This is a genomic window from Corallococcus macrosporus DSM 14697, assembly GCF_002305895.1.
In the GTDB taxonomy this organism is placed as follows: Bacteria; Myxococcota; Myxococcia; order Myxococcales; family Myxococcaceae; genus Myxococcus; species Myxococcus macrosporus.
In genome coordinates this window covers 546,934-560,977 of sequence record NZ_CP022203.1, presented here as the reverse complement: position 1 = coordinate 560,977, position 14,044 = coordinate 546,934, and the positions used below count along the sequence as shown (strand labels likewise).

Annotated in this window: 11 protein-coding genes; 9 read left to right on the top strand and 2 right to left on the bottom strand. The window is 71.4% G+C overall.

Annotation, left to right across the window (positions count from 1 at the left end; genetic code table 11):
* Positions 1-51 precede the first annotated feature (51 nt).
* Positions 52-924: a hypothetical protein gene (locus MYMAC_RS02440; protein WP_095956884.1), complete on the top strand. Its 873-nt coding sequence runs from the start codon at positions 52-54 to the stop codon at positions 922-924.
* A gap of 96 nt (positions 925-1,020) precedes the next feature.
* Here MYMAC_RS02440 and MYMAC_RS02435 read toward each other — a convergent pair whose 3' ends face one another.
* Positions 1,021-3,501, bottom strand: coding sequence for an efflux RND transporter permease subunit (locus MYMAC_RS02435; protein WP_095956883.1), 2,481 nt, complete (start codon positions 3,499-3,501; stop codon positions 1,021-1,023).
* A 399-nt stretch (positions 3,502-3,900) separates the two neighbouring features.
* Here MYMAC_RS02435 and MYMAC_RS02430 point away from each other — a divergent pair, with 399 nt between their 5' ends.
* The 4 genes from MYMAC_RS02430 (at position 3,901) to MYMAC_RS02415 (ending at position 8,492) form a co-directional block, all read left to right on the top strand.
* Positions 3,901-6,432, top strand: a complete 2,532-nt coding sequence (locus MYMAC_RS02430; RefSeq protein WP_239989605.1) for an efflux RND transporter permease subunit — start codon at positions 3,901-3,903, stop codon at positions 6,430-6,432.
* 31 nt (positions 6,433-6,463) lie between these two features.
* Positions 6,464-6,988: a hypothetical protein gene (locus MYMAC_RS02425; RefSeq protein WP_013936387.1), complete on the top strand. Its 525-nt coding sequence runs from the start codon at positions 6,464-6,466 to the stop codon at positions 6,986-6,988.
* A 128-nt stretch (positions 6,989-7,116) separates the two neighbouring features.
* Complete coding sequence (locus tag MYMAC_RS02420; RefSeq protein ID WP_239989291.1) at positions 7,117-7,818, top strand: MOSC domain-containing protein; 702 nt, start codon at positions 7,117-7,119, stop codon at positions 7,816-7,818.
* A 155-nt stretch (positions 7,819-7,973) separates the two neighbouring features.
* Positions 7,974-8,492, top strand: coding sequence for a hypothetical protein (locus MYMAC_RS02415; RefSeq protein ID WP_013936389.1), 519 nt, complete (start codon positions 7,974-7,976; stop codon positions 8,490-8,492).
* A gap of 167 nt (positions 8,493-8,659) precedes the next feature.
* Here the strand turns inward: MYMAC_RS02415 and MYMAC_RS02410 are convergent, their stop codons facing one another.
* A complete protein-coding gene (locus MYMAC_RS02410; protein WP_013936390.1) occupies positions 8,660-8,878 on the bottom strand; it encodes a hypothetical protein in 219 nt (72 codons plus the stop codon).
* Between the two features lie 276 nt (positions 8,879-9,154).
* On the opposite strand from MYMAC_RS02410, the gene MYMAC_RS02405 reads away from it, so the two are divergent.
* The 4 genes from MYMAC_RS02405 (at position 9,155) to MYMAC_RS02390 (ending at position 13,982) form a co-directional block, all read left to right on the top strand.
* Entirely contained in the window at positions 9,155-10,426 is a 1,272-nt protein-coding gene (locus MYMAC_RS02405) for a hypothetical protein (RefSeq protein WP_043709510.1), read from the top strand.
* A gap of 66 nt (positions 10,427-10,492) precedes the next feature.
* Complete coding sequence (gene glgX / locus MYMAC_RS02400; RefSeq protein ID WP_095956881.1) at positions 10,493-12,619, top strand: glycogen debranching protein GlgX; 2,127 nt, start codon at positions 10,493-10,495, stop codon at positions 12,617-12,619.
* Between the two features lie 73 nt (positions 12,620-12,692).
* A complete protein-coding gene (locus MYMAC_RS02395; RefSeq protein ID WP_095956880.1) occupies positions 12,693-13,343 on the top strand; it encodes a class I SAM-dependent DNA methyltransferase in 651 nt (216 codons plus the stop codon).
* A gap of 105 nt (positions 13,344-13,448) precedes the next feature.
* Positions 13,449-13,982, top strand: a complete 534-nt coding sequence (locus MYMAC_RS02390; protein ID WP_095956879.1) for a hypothetical protein — start codon at positions 13,449-13,451, stop codon at positions 13,980-13,982.
* Positions 13,983-14,044: the final 62 nt, after the last annotated feature.

Sequence of the window (14,044 nt, the reverse complement as noted above, 5' to 3'; positions counted from 1 at the left end):
CCCGGCCCTGGTACAGCGGTTGCTATCCCAGGTGCCCATCAGGAGGACGTCATGCGCTACGCCATGGTGCTGGGAGTCACGCTGGCCTCGTTTGGAGCCGCCGCCGAGGAGCGGTGGACCGCGCCGTACCAGATTGAAGCAGTCTCTGGCCGCACCACCCGCGTCGTCCTGGGCGAGCAGGCCCCGGAGGACGTGGACTCTCGGCTCCAGGTCATGACGCTGGTCGGCACCCAGGGCATGGCGGTGGCCCGCTTCCAGGGGACGGAGCCCGTATGCACGGGGGACGAGGACTCGGAGCTGCCGCCCGTCTGCCACACCGTGGGCGTCTACACACAGGCCAGCGGGGCGCCGGACCTCGGCGAGCAGCTCGTGGCGCTGGCCGGCACCGTCGCGGGCACGGTGAGCCTGCCGGCGCCCAGGACGGCCCAGGAGCGCCCCGTGCCTGGCCAGTGGACGTCGGACGCCTTCGAGACGCCGGTGGACGAGGGCGCCAGGCCCTTCACGCCGGAGGGCTACCCCGTCCCGGGTTACCGGTGGCACACCAGCCCGGAGGGGCATGTGACGCTGGAGACGAACCACGGCGGCCAGCGTGGCGACCCCCGCGTGCCGCTGGACACCTGCACCCAGGAGCGGCAGGGCCCCTTCACCCGGCTGGAGTGCTACCCGGGCGCGCCGCCCTTCGCCGTGGAGGGTACGCCCGGCGCCTCCCTGCTCTACGTGGACCGGCGGCCCCTGGTCGTCAGCTTCGCGGACTACGGCGAGGCCACCACGGCGCTGGTCGCCACGCTGCGCGTGGGCGGCGACACGCAGTACCTCGTCCGCGTGGGGCTCAAGGGCCAGGCCGTCACCGGGCTGCTCTTCCGCGAGGGCAACGCGTGGCGCCTCCTCCTGCGCCCCGCGGACTACCCCGTCCTCGGGTGCTGAGACGCGCGGCGCGGCGCCTACCAGCGGCGCTCCGGCTCCATGGCCGCGTCATGGCGCACCTCGACGTAAGTTCCAGCAGGCTCCGGCCAGCGGGCCTCACGCCTCGGGCGCGGGCTGCTCCGTCTGCTCCTCCGGAGACGTGCTGTGCTTGCGGCGCCAGCGCTCCACCATCAGCAGCAGCGACGGGAAGCCCAGCAGCACGATGACCAGGTTGATGCCGAAGCCCAGGTTGGCCAGGTCCCCAATGGAGTTGAGCCCGGGGTGCTTGGCCAGGATGAGCGCGACGAAGCCGATGGCGCTCGTCAGCAGGCCGCCGGTAATCGCCCGGCCCGTCTCCGCGTACACGGAGACGAAGTCCGCGCCGCGCTCGCCCAGCCGCTGCACCAGGTGCACGCCCGCGTCCACGGTGGTGCCCACCAGCACCGGCAGCACCATGATGTTGAGGTAGTTGAACTGGAGCCCCAGCAGCGACATCAGCCCCACCAGCCCGACGACGGACAGCAGCGTGGGCAGCATGCAGATGAGCGCGGTGCGCAGCTTGCCCAGCGTCAGCCACATGGCCACCAGCACGCTCAACACCGCGGCGGCCAGGATGCGCGGGCCCTCGCGCGCCACCATGTCCAGGATGTCCGCCAGGATGAGCGCCTCGCCCGCCGCGGACACCTGGCTGCCGTCCGGCATCTGCAGGCCGCGCACCTCCTTGGCGAACTTCCGCGTGCCCTCGCCGTCCGACAGGCTGATGCCGCCCGCGTAGACGAGCACCACGCCGCCCGTGCTGCCATCCAGGCTCTCGAACTGGTGCCGCACGCTGGGGGGCAGGGCGTCCTGCGTGAAGGGCTTCGCCTTGGCCATGTCCAGCGCGCGCACCAGCGTGTTGCGCGTGTCCTCGGCCAGCCGCTCCGGGTCCAGCTTCTCCAGCTTCGCGCGGATGGACTGGAGGATGGCCTGCTTCTCGTCCTGCCGCTTGGGGACCAGGTCCTCCAGCGCGCCCACGAAGTCGATGGTGGAGTCCTTGCCCCGCGCCGCCTTGCGCGCCTCGAGCTGCCGCACCACCTCGCGCTCCATCTCCCGCGAGTCGGTGAGCACCACCACCGGCGTCTGCGAGTAGCCCAGGATGTCATTCACCTTCTGGTCCAGCACCGCCGACGCCTGCTTGTAGTCCTCCAGCGTGCGCGAGTCGTAGTTGAAGGAGATGCGGTACGCCTGCGACACCAGCGCCAGCACCGCCACGCCCACCACGATGCCCACGCCCCGGTAGGAGCGCGGCAGCCAGCGGGCCAGCAGGCTCAGCGGCCCGGCGGCGCTCTCCTGCTGCACCCGCGGCGTCCAGCCCAGGCGCGTGGCCAGCCCCAGCATCGCGGGCAGCAGCACCACGTAGGAGAAGATGCTCACCAGCATGCCCACCGCGGCGATGATGCCGAACTCGCGGAACGCCCTGAACTCCGACATGGCCAGGCTGAGGAAGGTGAGCGCCGCCACCAGCGCCGCGATGAGCGCGGAGAAGCCGGTGTGCCGGAAGGACTCCCCCACCGCCTCCTCGGAGCTCATCCCCTCCGAGCGCAGCGTCGTGTAGCGCCCCAGCAGGTGGATGCCGTGCTCCACGCCCAGGCCGCCCAGCACCGCCGCCAGGAAGCCCGTCAGGAGGTTCACCTGTCCGTAGGCCAGCCCCACGAAGCCATACGTCCACCCCAGGCCCGCCATCACCGGCACCATGGTGAAGCCCACCGACAGCGCGCTGCGGAAGTGGAAGGCCAGGTACGCCACCAGCAACACCATGGCCAGCGTGGACGCGCTCGCCAGGTCCGCGACGATGACGCGCTGTTGGTCAATCTTCTTCTTGAAGGTGCCGGTGACGGCCGTCTTGAAGCCCGGGCCGTACTTCGACAGGTCCTGCTTCGCCAGGAAGTCCTCCACCTGGCCCACGACCTTCTTCGAGTAGTCCAGGTCCGCCGCGCTGCCCCGCGGCTTCGCCATCAGCACCACCATGCGCTCGGTGGGGTTGATGTAATAGAGGTCCCCCTGGCCGGAGAGGCGCTGGTTGGCGCGGCCGGTGTACTTCTGCTCGATGTCGGCGAAGTCCACCGACGGCGGTGCCTCATCCACCAGCGACACGAAGAGCGGATTGGCCTGCTGCTTCTCCCAGAGGATGCGCGCGTCGATGCGCTCCTGGATGGTCTCCAGGTCCTCGACGTCCACGTAATAGAGCGAGTGCTCGTCGAAGAAGGCGCGGGGCCGCTGGTGGGAGACGTAGCGAATCTCCGACAGCTCCGCGAGCCTGGGCGCCAGGTCGTCCGCGAAGCGCTTGAGCACCTCCGGGTCGGCGCCCATCCCCACCACGACGACGTTGCCCTGGCCACCGAAGCGCTTGCGCATCTTCTCGATGTCCTGGACGCTGGGGAAGTTCTTCGGCAGCAGCCCCACGAAGTCCGCGTTGAGCGTCAGCGTCCGGGCGAAGAACGCGCCGAGCACGGTGAGCACCAGGGCCAGGAGCAGCGCCTGGACGGGCTTGCGGTGGTTCCGAACCGCCAGGCGGCCCATGGCGCCCTCGAACCGCTCCGACCAACGCTTCTCACTCATGCTCGCGACACCTGCATCTGTTGACTGGCCGAATCGCCGGACACCTTGGGCACGCGCTAACGGGAGAGTCAACGCGTTTATGCCGTGAGGCGGAAAGTAAGGCTGCGAATTACCTGCCTCGTTTAACGCGGCCTCCGAGCGGATGCTCGTCCGCTTGGAACAGCCGACAGGCCGCGGCCCCCTGGGAGGGGCGGGGCGGACGGCGGCCCCAGGGTGCTGTTGGCTGCCCCTACCTGGTGGGCGGACAAGCAGACGTGGACGCCTGCATCGCACCCTCTCCGTGGGCACGTTCCCCGGCGACACGGGCTCGCGCGTGCGAGCACACGAGGGAGGGGAAGCCGCTCCGCCCTCCGCGCGTCCGGGAGGGCCGGGGCCGCGGGTGGTGGCCGCAGGCCCATGATGGAACCGCATCCGAACGACACGACACCTCCGGGCGAGCCGCGGTGGATGGGGCGCGTGGAGCGCGCGCTGGGCGCGGCGGCCGCGCACCACCACCGGCGGCCGGTGGTGGCGCTGCTGCTGGCGCTGGTGTTGGCCATGGGGGGTGGCTTCCTCGCGCGGGGGCTGCACCTCAACGCCAACCTGGTGGACCTGCTGCCGTCCTCCTTCGAGAGCGTCCAGGACTTGCGGGAGCTGGAGCGCCGCTTCGGCGCGCTCGGCTGGGTGGCGGTGGTGGGCGAGGGCGCCGACCCGGAGGCGCTGAAGCGCTTCGCGGATGACCTGGCCCCCAAGCTGGAGGCGCTGCCCGGCATCCGCTTCGTCGAGGCGCAGCGCCCCGGCGCCTTCTTCCGGGACCGGGCCCTGTACTTCCTGTCGGAGGAGGACCTGCGGGAGGTGCACCGGCGCCTGGAGGCGCGCCTCCAATGGGAGCAGCAACAGGCCAACCCGCTCTACGTGCCCCTGGTGGAAGAGGAGCCCCCGTCCCTGGACTTCTCCGACCTGGAGCGGAAGTACGCGGGCGGCGCCGGGCAGCGGCTGTCCACTCGCGAGGGGGACTACTACCTGGACGAGCGGCAGCGCCGCATCGTGCTGCTGGCCAAGCCGGACACCACGTCCGCGGACCTGGGCTTCTCACGCAAGGTGACGGACGAGGTGCGCGGGCTGCTCGCGGCGCAGGACCTGTCGCAGTATGGCCCCGGCTTCCAGGTGGACCTCACCGGCACCTTCCAGAAGAAGCTGGACCAGCAGAAGCAGATCGCGCGCGACATCGGCGTGGCCTCGGCGGTGGCCACGTCGCTGATGCTGCTCTACCTCCTCTTCCACTTCCGCAGCGCGCTGGCCGTGGGGCTGGTGCTGACGCCCGTGGGCGTGGGCCTCGCGTGGACCTACGGCCTGGTGGCGCTCGTCTTCGGCGAGGTCAACCTCCTCACGGGCTTCCTGGGCGCCATCCTGGGCGGCCTGGGCCTGGAGCACGGCATCCACCTGCTGGGGCGCTACCTGCACCTGCGCGGCGAGGGCCACACGTCCGAGGCCGCCACGCGCGCGGCCTTCACGCACACCGGCGGCGCCGCGCTGGTCTCCGCGCTGGTGGCGGCGCTCACCTTCTTCGTGCTGGGCACCTCGCGCTTCCGCGCGTTCCGCGAGTTCGGCGTCATTGCGGGCGTGGGCATGGTGGTGCTCATCGCCGCGTATGTCCTGGTGCTGCCGGCGATGCTGGGCCTGGCCTCGCGCTGGGGGTGGACGCCCCGCCGCGCGTCCGTCACCACGGCGCGCTCCCCCATGGGCCACCTGCTGCTGCGGCGCCGCCGCGTCGTCACCGTCCTGTCCGCGGTGGTGCTGCTCGGGCTGCTGAGCCAGGCGGGGCGCGTGCGCTTCGACTTCGACTTCGGCTCGCTGGAGGACCAGGACCTGCCCTCCTTCGTGCTGGACCGCGAGGTCAACCGCCTCATCGGCTATTCCCAGACGCCGGTGGTGGTGCTCACCGGCTCGCCCCAGGAAGAGCAGGCGATGGTGGAGCGGCTCCACGCGCGGCAGCGCGAGCGCGGCGAGGACTCCACCATCGACTTCGTGGCCTCGCTGTCCTCGCTGGTGCCGGCGGAGCAACCCCGCAAGCAGCGGGTGCTCCAGGACATCTCCCGGCTGCTGGAGCGCGTCCCCGAGGAGCGGCTGGAGCCGCGGCAGCGGGAGCAGGTGGACGCGCTGCGCCGGCAAGCGGCCTCGCCGCCCTTCACCCGTGACGACCTGCCTCCCAGCGTGCGTCAGCAGTTCGTGGGCAGACAGGGTGCACCGGGCGGTTTCGTGATGGTGTACCCCTCCGTGGACCAGTCGGACGGGATGGCGGTCCGCGCCCTGGCGCGTGAGATTCGCGGCGCGGGGACACCGGACGGCACGCGCGTCTCCGCGGCGGGTGAGTCCATGGTGATGGCGGACATCCTGGACATGGTGACGCGCGAGGCGCCGCTCATCCTCGGAGGCACCACGCTGGCGGTGCTGCTGGCCATGTGGCTGACGCTGGGTGGGCTCCGCATCGCCCTCTTGTGCATGGCGCCCACCGTGGTGTCCCTGGCCGCGCTGCTGGGGCTGATGCCGCTGCTGGGACTGGACTTCAACTACCTCAACATCCTCGTCATCCCGGTGCTCATCGGGACGACGGTGGACGCCGGGGTGCACCTGCTGACGCGCCTGTCGTCACCAGGCCAGGACTTCGTGTCCGTGTATTCGGAGACGGGGAAGGCCATCTGCGGCGGCCTGCTCACCAGCGCGATGGGCTTCGGCGCCCTCTTCCTCGCTGACCACCCGGGCCTCAACTCCATTGGCGCACTTGCCAATCTGGGCTTCGCCACCAACCTCCTCATCATGCTGGTGGCCTTCCCGGCCCTGCTGCTGGTGCTGTCGGAGCGCAGGCTGAAGCGCCACCCCGCCCGAAAGGAATCACGGAAACCGGAGCCGCCGCGGCACTCGGGGCGCGGCGAGCCCACGCACGCAAGCTGAAACACACAACACCCACGACGGAGGGAGCGACATGGCGAAGCAGATGAAGCGGGGATGGCTGTGGGCAGGTGCACTGGCGGGCACCCTGGCGTTGGCCACCGCGTGCAGCGCGACGGAGGCCCCGGTGCAGGTGGCCCAGGTGGACCCGGCCACCGGACAGACGGTGACGCCGGGCACCGCGCCGGGCAACACCTCGCCGAGCACCAGCGGCCCTGGCACCACCCCGCGGACGGGCTCGACGAACACGAACCCCAACACGTTGCCCCCGGCGACGAACCCCAACACCCTGCCCCCGGGCACGTCCACGACGACGCCGGGCACGGGCGGCTCCGGCACCACGACGCCCTACGACACGGGCGCGCAGGGCAGCACGTCCACCGTCCCGGGCACCACCACGCCCTACGGCGCGGACGCGGGCACGGGCGGCTCCGGCATGGGGACCCTCCCCAGCCCCAGCGTCACGACGCCCGGTCTGGACACCACGCCGGGCACCGGGACGTCCAACACCGTCCCCGCGCCCTCCGGCGTCCTGAACGACGCGGGCACGGGCTACTAGGCGCCACCCTGGTGCCCTGACGCCGCGCCCCACCCGGCACCGCGAGGCCCGCGGCGCCGCCGGTGGGGCGCCGCCGTGCTGGACAGGGGCGCGCGCGCCTGCTTTGTCCCGCGGCCATGGACACCCCCGTGACGCGCCTGCTGTCGCTGCGAGTGGGCCTGCCCCGGGAGCTGGGCGTGGCCGGGGCCGCCTCGCCGCTGGAGCGGCCCTGGACCAGCGCCATCTTCAAGGCGCCAGTGACAGGCCCGGTGTGGCTGTCCGTGACGGGGCTCGCCGGAGACGGCCAGGCGGACCGCAAGGTCCACGGCGGCCCGGAGAAGGCGGTCTTCGCCTATCCCGCCACGCACTACGACTTCTGGCGCGAACACCTCTCGCGCGAGGACATCGGCCCGGGGGCCTTCGGTGAGAACTGGGTGTTCTCCCACGGCACGGAGGCGGACGTCTGCATCGGGGACGTGCTGCGCGTGGGCCACGCGCGCGTGCAGGTGTCCCAGCCCCGCCAGCCCTGTTGGAAGCCCGCGCGCCGCTGGGGACGCCGCGACCTGTCGCTGCTGATTCAGCAGACGGGCCGCACCGGCTGGTACTACCGCGTGCTGGAGGAAGGCCGTGTCCAGGAGGGGGACGCGGTGACGCTGCTGGAGCGCCCCTTCCCCGCCTTCACCGTCGCTTGCGCCAACCAGGCCATGCACGGCCACGCCCCCGAGGCCGCCGCGGCGCTGGCCGCGTGTCCCCTGCTGACGCCGCGCTGGCGCGAGTCCCTCCAGCGACGTGCCCTGGGCAAGCGGGGAGACGACCGCCCGCGCCTGGAGGGCCCCAACAGCGACACCTGAAGAACAACGCCTCGGAGGCAAGGCGCCTTCGTCTTTCATTCCCGCCGCCGCCTGGAGAGCAGGCGAGCACAGGAGGGGCCTCTAGCAGACCGCTCAGCGGCTGCTCACGTTCCCGGCCAGCAGCAGGCAGACACCAAACCACCGGAGAACGAACCATGACGAAGTTCCTCAAGACGAAGGCCGTCCTCGCCTCTCTCGCCGCCGGTGCCCTCGCGTTCGGCACCGCCTGTAAGTCCGACTCGGGGGCGGCCCGAGAAACGACGGACACCACCGACACGGGCACGATGAGCGACCCGAACACCGGCACCACCACCGACACGGACACCACGATGTCCCCCGGCACGGGCGGCACGGGCATGGATGACCCGATGCTGACGCCCGAGACGGACCCCATGGACCCGAACAGCGTGGACCCCAACGCGGACCCGACGATGCCCCCCGGCACCGGTGGCACCGGCACGGAGGTGGACCCGAACCTCGACCCGGACATGAGCAGCGAGCCGGGCACGGGCGGCGCGGGTGACGTCGAGCCGCTCGACACCGCCGACAGCGATGAGCTGGACGTGGATGACGACGCCACGCTGGAGCCGGGCACCGGCGGCAGCGGCATGACGGACCCGGACAACCGGCTGACGCCGCCCACGCCGCTGCCGGAGAACAGCTCGACGCGCTGATGCCGACGCGGGCCTGAAGGAATCCCAGCGGTGGTGATGATGCCCGCGGCCTCCACGCCGCGGGCATCGTCGCGTTTGCGCCGTCGCGCGAGCCTCACTCCAGGGTGACGGCGATGCCCACGGACCTCGCGCCGTGGGCATCGCGCGTTCGTCGTCACACGCCGGACTCAGGTCACGCTGAAGCCCGGGTACGGCTGCGGCGTCTTCACCGGCTCGATGATGCGTTGGCTGCCCCCCGTCCCTGGCGTGCCGGCGGGACCGCCCTCCGGTTGCAACGCGGGTGGACTTTCGCGCGGCGTGCGCCGCTCGTCCTCGGTGTCCGCGTTCCGGTCCGGCGCGGTGGGTACGGCCTCGGGTGGAATGTGCAACACGTCCTTCTTGCTCATGGCGGCCTCCTTTCTTCTCAAACCTGGGGGCCCTTTCCCCAATGGGCACCTGGCCTCTGGCCGCCTGACTGAACGGATGCTTATGACTTCACGCCGATGCGCCCAGGTCGCGTGCGCGGGCCATCAGCCCGGCGTGTGGCCGTACCCATGCCTGCCGTGCGTGGCCACGATGAGGACGGGCGGGCCGCCACTGCGCGTCGGTGGCACCTTCGAGGAGAGCCACGCTGAAATAGTCAACGGAACCTGTAGCGCGGTTCAGAATTCGGACGGGATGCGATGAGCGTGAAGCTGTCATTGGCCGGCAGGCGACGGGGAAGCGAGCACCTGTTCTCCCCTCCCGAGGGCCCCATCCCATGGCTTCAGCGGATGTCCCAGTGGTTCCAGGCGCACCACGCCGAGCTGCTCGAAAGCGCCGAGCTGGGGACCGGGCCGCTGGGCGCCCCCACGCTCCGGCTGCGCCTCCACCCCGCGGCGGGCGAGGTGGCGCTGGTGGCCACCTCGGGCGCCCACGTGTCCGTCTCCGCGGAGACCTCCGCCGCGGGCCCCGGCTACCACGTCTTCCTCTGTGATGCGCTGCGGGCCCTGGGCGACGCGCTCGACATCGTCTGGGCGGGTGGGCGCGCGTCCGCGAAGGCGGGGGACCCCACCGGCTACTTCCACACCGGGGACGCGGGGCCGGTGGACGTGCACATGCTCGCGTCGCTCCAGGAGGCCGTGGGCCAGGTGCTGCGGATGCGGCTGCGCGGCGAATCCGGCTTCGCGCTGTCCATGCGCTTCGGCCACACCTTCGAATATCCCGGCGCGCTGCTGACGCCGCTGGGGCCCCGCGACGCGCGCTGGCTGCTGGACGTCTTCGAGGACCCGCGCCGCGGCATGGACGTGTTCCCCTGGTGGACGCCGGGCATCGACGCGCGCACCCGGCTCGACCGCGCGCGGTGCCGCTTGTGGACGGACGTCGTCTGGCGCCCGCCGCTGCTGGAGGAGGAACGCCGGCGCTTGCGCGACGTGGCCCGCCTGCTGGAGCAGGCCTGGCGCGAGGACCCGTCCCTGCCCTACCCGTGGCGCGAGTGGCAGGAGGTGCTCGGCTACCTGGGCGTGGGGGGCACGCTGGCCGAGGAGGTCCACCAGCGCGCGTCCCAGGTCCCCGGCGGTCCGCCCATCGGCTACCGGCGTGGCGAGGTGCAGGTGGCGCTGCCGGCCGGCTGGGAGATTCGCATCCCGGGCTCGCTCGCGGAGGCGCACCTCCAGGATGGCACCTGGGTGGCCCGGGACCATCGGCGCAGCGTGCGCTTCGTCCCGCTGGAGGACGGCGGCGCGGCCAGCTTCATGCCCACCTTCATGGAGCGCCGGGCCATGGACCTGGAGCACCGCGGCGCGCGGGTCAGCGGCCGGGCCTCCCTGCGTGTGGGGCCGGGCGAGTGCCGCCTCACGGCGCTGTGCTCGTCGGGCAAGCGCCGCGCCCTGTGCGTGGTGAGCTTCGACGACCCGGACGAGCAGGACTGGGCGCTGGGGACCTGGCGCTCACTGGACCACGCCGCCGCCGCGTGACGCTTGCCAGCCCGCGGGGGCCATCCCACATTGAGCGGGCTTTTCCTCCAGAATCGAGAGCCTGCAATGAGTAGGGAAGTCTGGCCGGGCAAGCCCTGGCCGCGTGGCGCCACCTTCGATGGTTCAGGGGTCAACTTCGCCGTCTACTCCCAGGTCGCGACCCGGGTGGAGGTCTGCCTCTTCGACCCCGCCGACCCGACGCGGGAAATCGAACGGTTCGACCTGCCGGAGTCCACGGACTTCGTGCACCACGGCTACGTGCCGGGCCTGGAGCCGGGCGCGCTGTACGGCCTGCGCGTCCACGGCCCATACGAGCCCGCCAAGGGCCACCGCTGCAATCCCCACAAGCTGCTGGTGGACCCCTACGCCAAGGCGCTCCACGGCGAGGTGGACTGGCGCCAGCCGGTGTTCGGCTACCCGCTGGGCCACGCGCAGCAGGACCTGGCGAAGGACGAGCGCGACAGCGCGGCGGGCGTGCCCAAGGCCGTGGTGGTGAGTGACTACTTCGACTGGGGCAATGACCGGCGCCCGGACGTGAGCTGGCGCAAGACGGTGCTGTACGAAGCCCACGTGCGCGGCCTCACCATGCGCCACCCCGGCGTGCCCGAGCACCTGCGCGGCACCTACGCGGGCCTGGCCTGCCCGCCCGTCATCGAGCACCTGCAGAAGCTGGGCGTGACGTCGGTGGAGCTGCTGCCGGTGCACGCCTTCGCGGACGACTCGTTCCTGGACGACAAGAAGCTGTCCAACTTCTGGGGCTACAACACCCTGGGGTACTTCGCGCCGGAGCAGTACTACGCCAGCCGCAAGACGCCCGGCGCCGCCGTCGCCGAGTTCAAGGCGATGGTGAGGGACCTGCACGCCGCGGGCATCGAGGTCATCCTCGACGTCGTCTACAACCACACCTGCGAGGGCAACCACCTGGGGCCCACGCTGTCGCTCAAGGGCATCGACAACGCGAGCTACTACTGGCTGATGCCGGACGGGCGGCACTACCTGGACTTCACCGGGTGCGGCAACAGCGTCAACGCCTCCAACCCGCAGGCGGCGCGGCTCATCATCGACAGCCTCCGCTACTGGGTGACGGAGATGCACGTGGACGGCTTCCGCTTCGACCTGGCCACGGTGCTGGGCCGCACGGGCGAGGGCGCGTTCGACCGGAACGCGGCGCTGTTCCAAATCATCCACCAGGACCCGGTGCTCGGCCGCGTGAAGCTCATCGCGGAGCCCTGGGACGTGGGGCTCGGCGGCTACCAGGTGGGCGGCTTCCCGCCGCCCTGGCGTGAGTGGAACGGCAAGTACCGGGACGCGCTGCGCCGCTTCTGGAAGGGGGATGAGAGCCTCGCCAGCGAGATGGGCTACCGGCTGACGGGCAACGCGGACCTGTACGCGGAGGCGCGCCGCCGGCCCCAGGCGAGCATCAACTTCGTCACCGCGCACGACGGCTTCACCCTGCACGACCTGGTGACGTACAGCCACAAGCACAACGAGGCCAACGGCGAGCACAACCGCGACGGCGCGGATGACAACCAGTCGTGGAACTGCGGCGTGGAGGGCGAGACGGACAACGCGGACGTCATCGCCCTGCGCGAGCGGCAGAAGCGCAACCTGCTCGCCTCGCTCTTCCTGTCCACCGGCATCCCGATGATTGTCGCCGGTGACGAGATGGGCCGCACGCAGGGGGGCAACAACAACGCGTACTGCCAGGACAACGCGCTGTCATGGGTGGACTGGAACCTGGATGAGCGGCGGCAGAAGCTGCTGAAGTTCACCCAGAAGCTCATCCAGTTCCGTCACCGGCAGCCGGTGCTCCAGCGCCGCCGCTTCTTCAAGGGCCAGCACCTGTGGGACTCCGAGCACAAGGACCTGACGTGGTTCCGGCCGGATGGCACGGAGATGAAGGCGGAGGACTGGGAGAAGCCCTTCGTGCGCTCGCTGGCGTTCCTCCTGGGCGGAGACGCCATCCCCACGCCGGATGAGCGCGGGCAGCGCATCTTCGGCGACGCGCTGCTGATTCTCCTCAACGCGCACCATGAGCCGGTGACGTACAAGGTGCCGCCCGCCGCGCAGGGGCAGCGGTGGGAGCTGGAGCTCTGCACCGCCGACGACAGCCGGGGCCCCGAGCCGGTGAAGGGCGAGACGTTCGAGCTCATCGGCCGCTCGCTCGCGGTGTTCCGGCAGGTCGCGGGCTGAGGCTGGCGCCGCATGTTAGGGTGCCCCGCCGAGGCGCTCCTCGGCGGAGGCGTCCGCACGAGCCGGAGGCGCCGTGTCGCGGGATGAGCAGGAAGCGGGCGTGAAGCAGGTGTACGGGGAGATTGCCTCGGCCTACGAGGCGCTCTTCCCCGCGCTGCACCGCTACGAGGAGCGGGTGGAGCGCTTCCTCGCCGCGGTGGTGACGCCCGGCGCCCGCGTGCTCGACGTGGGCTGCGGGCCGGGGCTTCATACCCGGGGACTGGACGCCGCCGTCGACGTGGTCGGCACCGACCTCTCCGAGGAGATGCTCGCGCTCGCCCGCTCGGCGCGGCCCGGAGGCGCGTGGCAGGTGCACAGCTACCACCAGCCGGTTCCCGCTGACTGGGGGCGCTTCAGCGTCGCGCTCGCCGTCGGCTGCCTGGACTTCTGTGACGACCTGCCGCGCGTGCTGAAGCACCTCGCGGACGCGCTGGAGCCGGGCGGCAGGCTGCTCTTCACCGTGCTGGAGCGGCGGCCGGGGTTGGAGGGGCACGAGGCGCCCTCGGCCCGGATTCAAACGGCGGGGCCCGAGGTGACGCTGCACCTGTACTCGTTCGAGGAGACCGCGCGGGCCGTCACGGCGGCGGGGTTGCTCCCGCGCGCGTACGCGCATGCCCCCGGCTGGGTGCAGCTCACGGAGCAGCGGACGATGTGGTTCGGCTGGTGGGAGGTGGAGCGGCGCTGAGCGCGTGGCTCCTGGACCGCGCCTTCGTTGCCTGAGAGCCACGCTCCGGCCACTCCAAGGTGTGCACGGGGCTTGCACAGGCGCCCTCCCAGGAGGCATCAACACGTGATTCAGTCGCGTTGGACCTGCATCGGGGCGTTTGTGCTGGCGGTGTTCGTGGGGTGTGCGGAAGCGCCCCTCCGTGGCGAGGCAACGCCGCGACGGGTCGCGGTGGCGCTCGTGGATGAGGGATGCGACACGGAGGCGGACTTCCGGTGCCTGTGCAAGGGCACCGTCGGAGACGCCGCGCCCCACCTCGAGGAGGTCGGCGTGGACCTGGAGGTCCTGCGAGAGAGCGGCTGGCCGTGCGTGCCAGGAGACTTCGACCAGGACGGGGAGCAGGACTACGCCTTCCCGGGCGCGGGCTACTCGTGCAACCAGTCCGTCCCGGTGCGGGTGCTCTTCACGCGGGGCGGGAGCGCGCGGGAAGTCCAGACGCTGCCGCGCGAGCTGAGCTGCCTTCAGCGCTACGTCTCCAAGGACGCGTCCATGCCTCCGGGACAGGGCCTGGTCGATTGGGGCGAGGGGAATGCCACCTGGCTCTACCGATTCGACGGCCAGGGCTGGCTCGTCACCTCCCATCTGTCCGAGGCGCGCTGATTCGGTACAACCAGGGCGCACCGCGACAGGCCGCAGGCCCGCCTCGGTGTGCCGCTAGAATC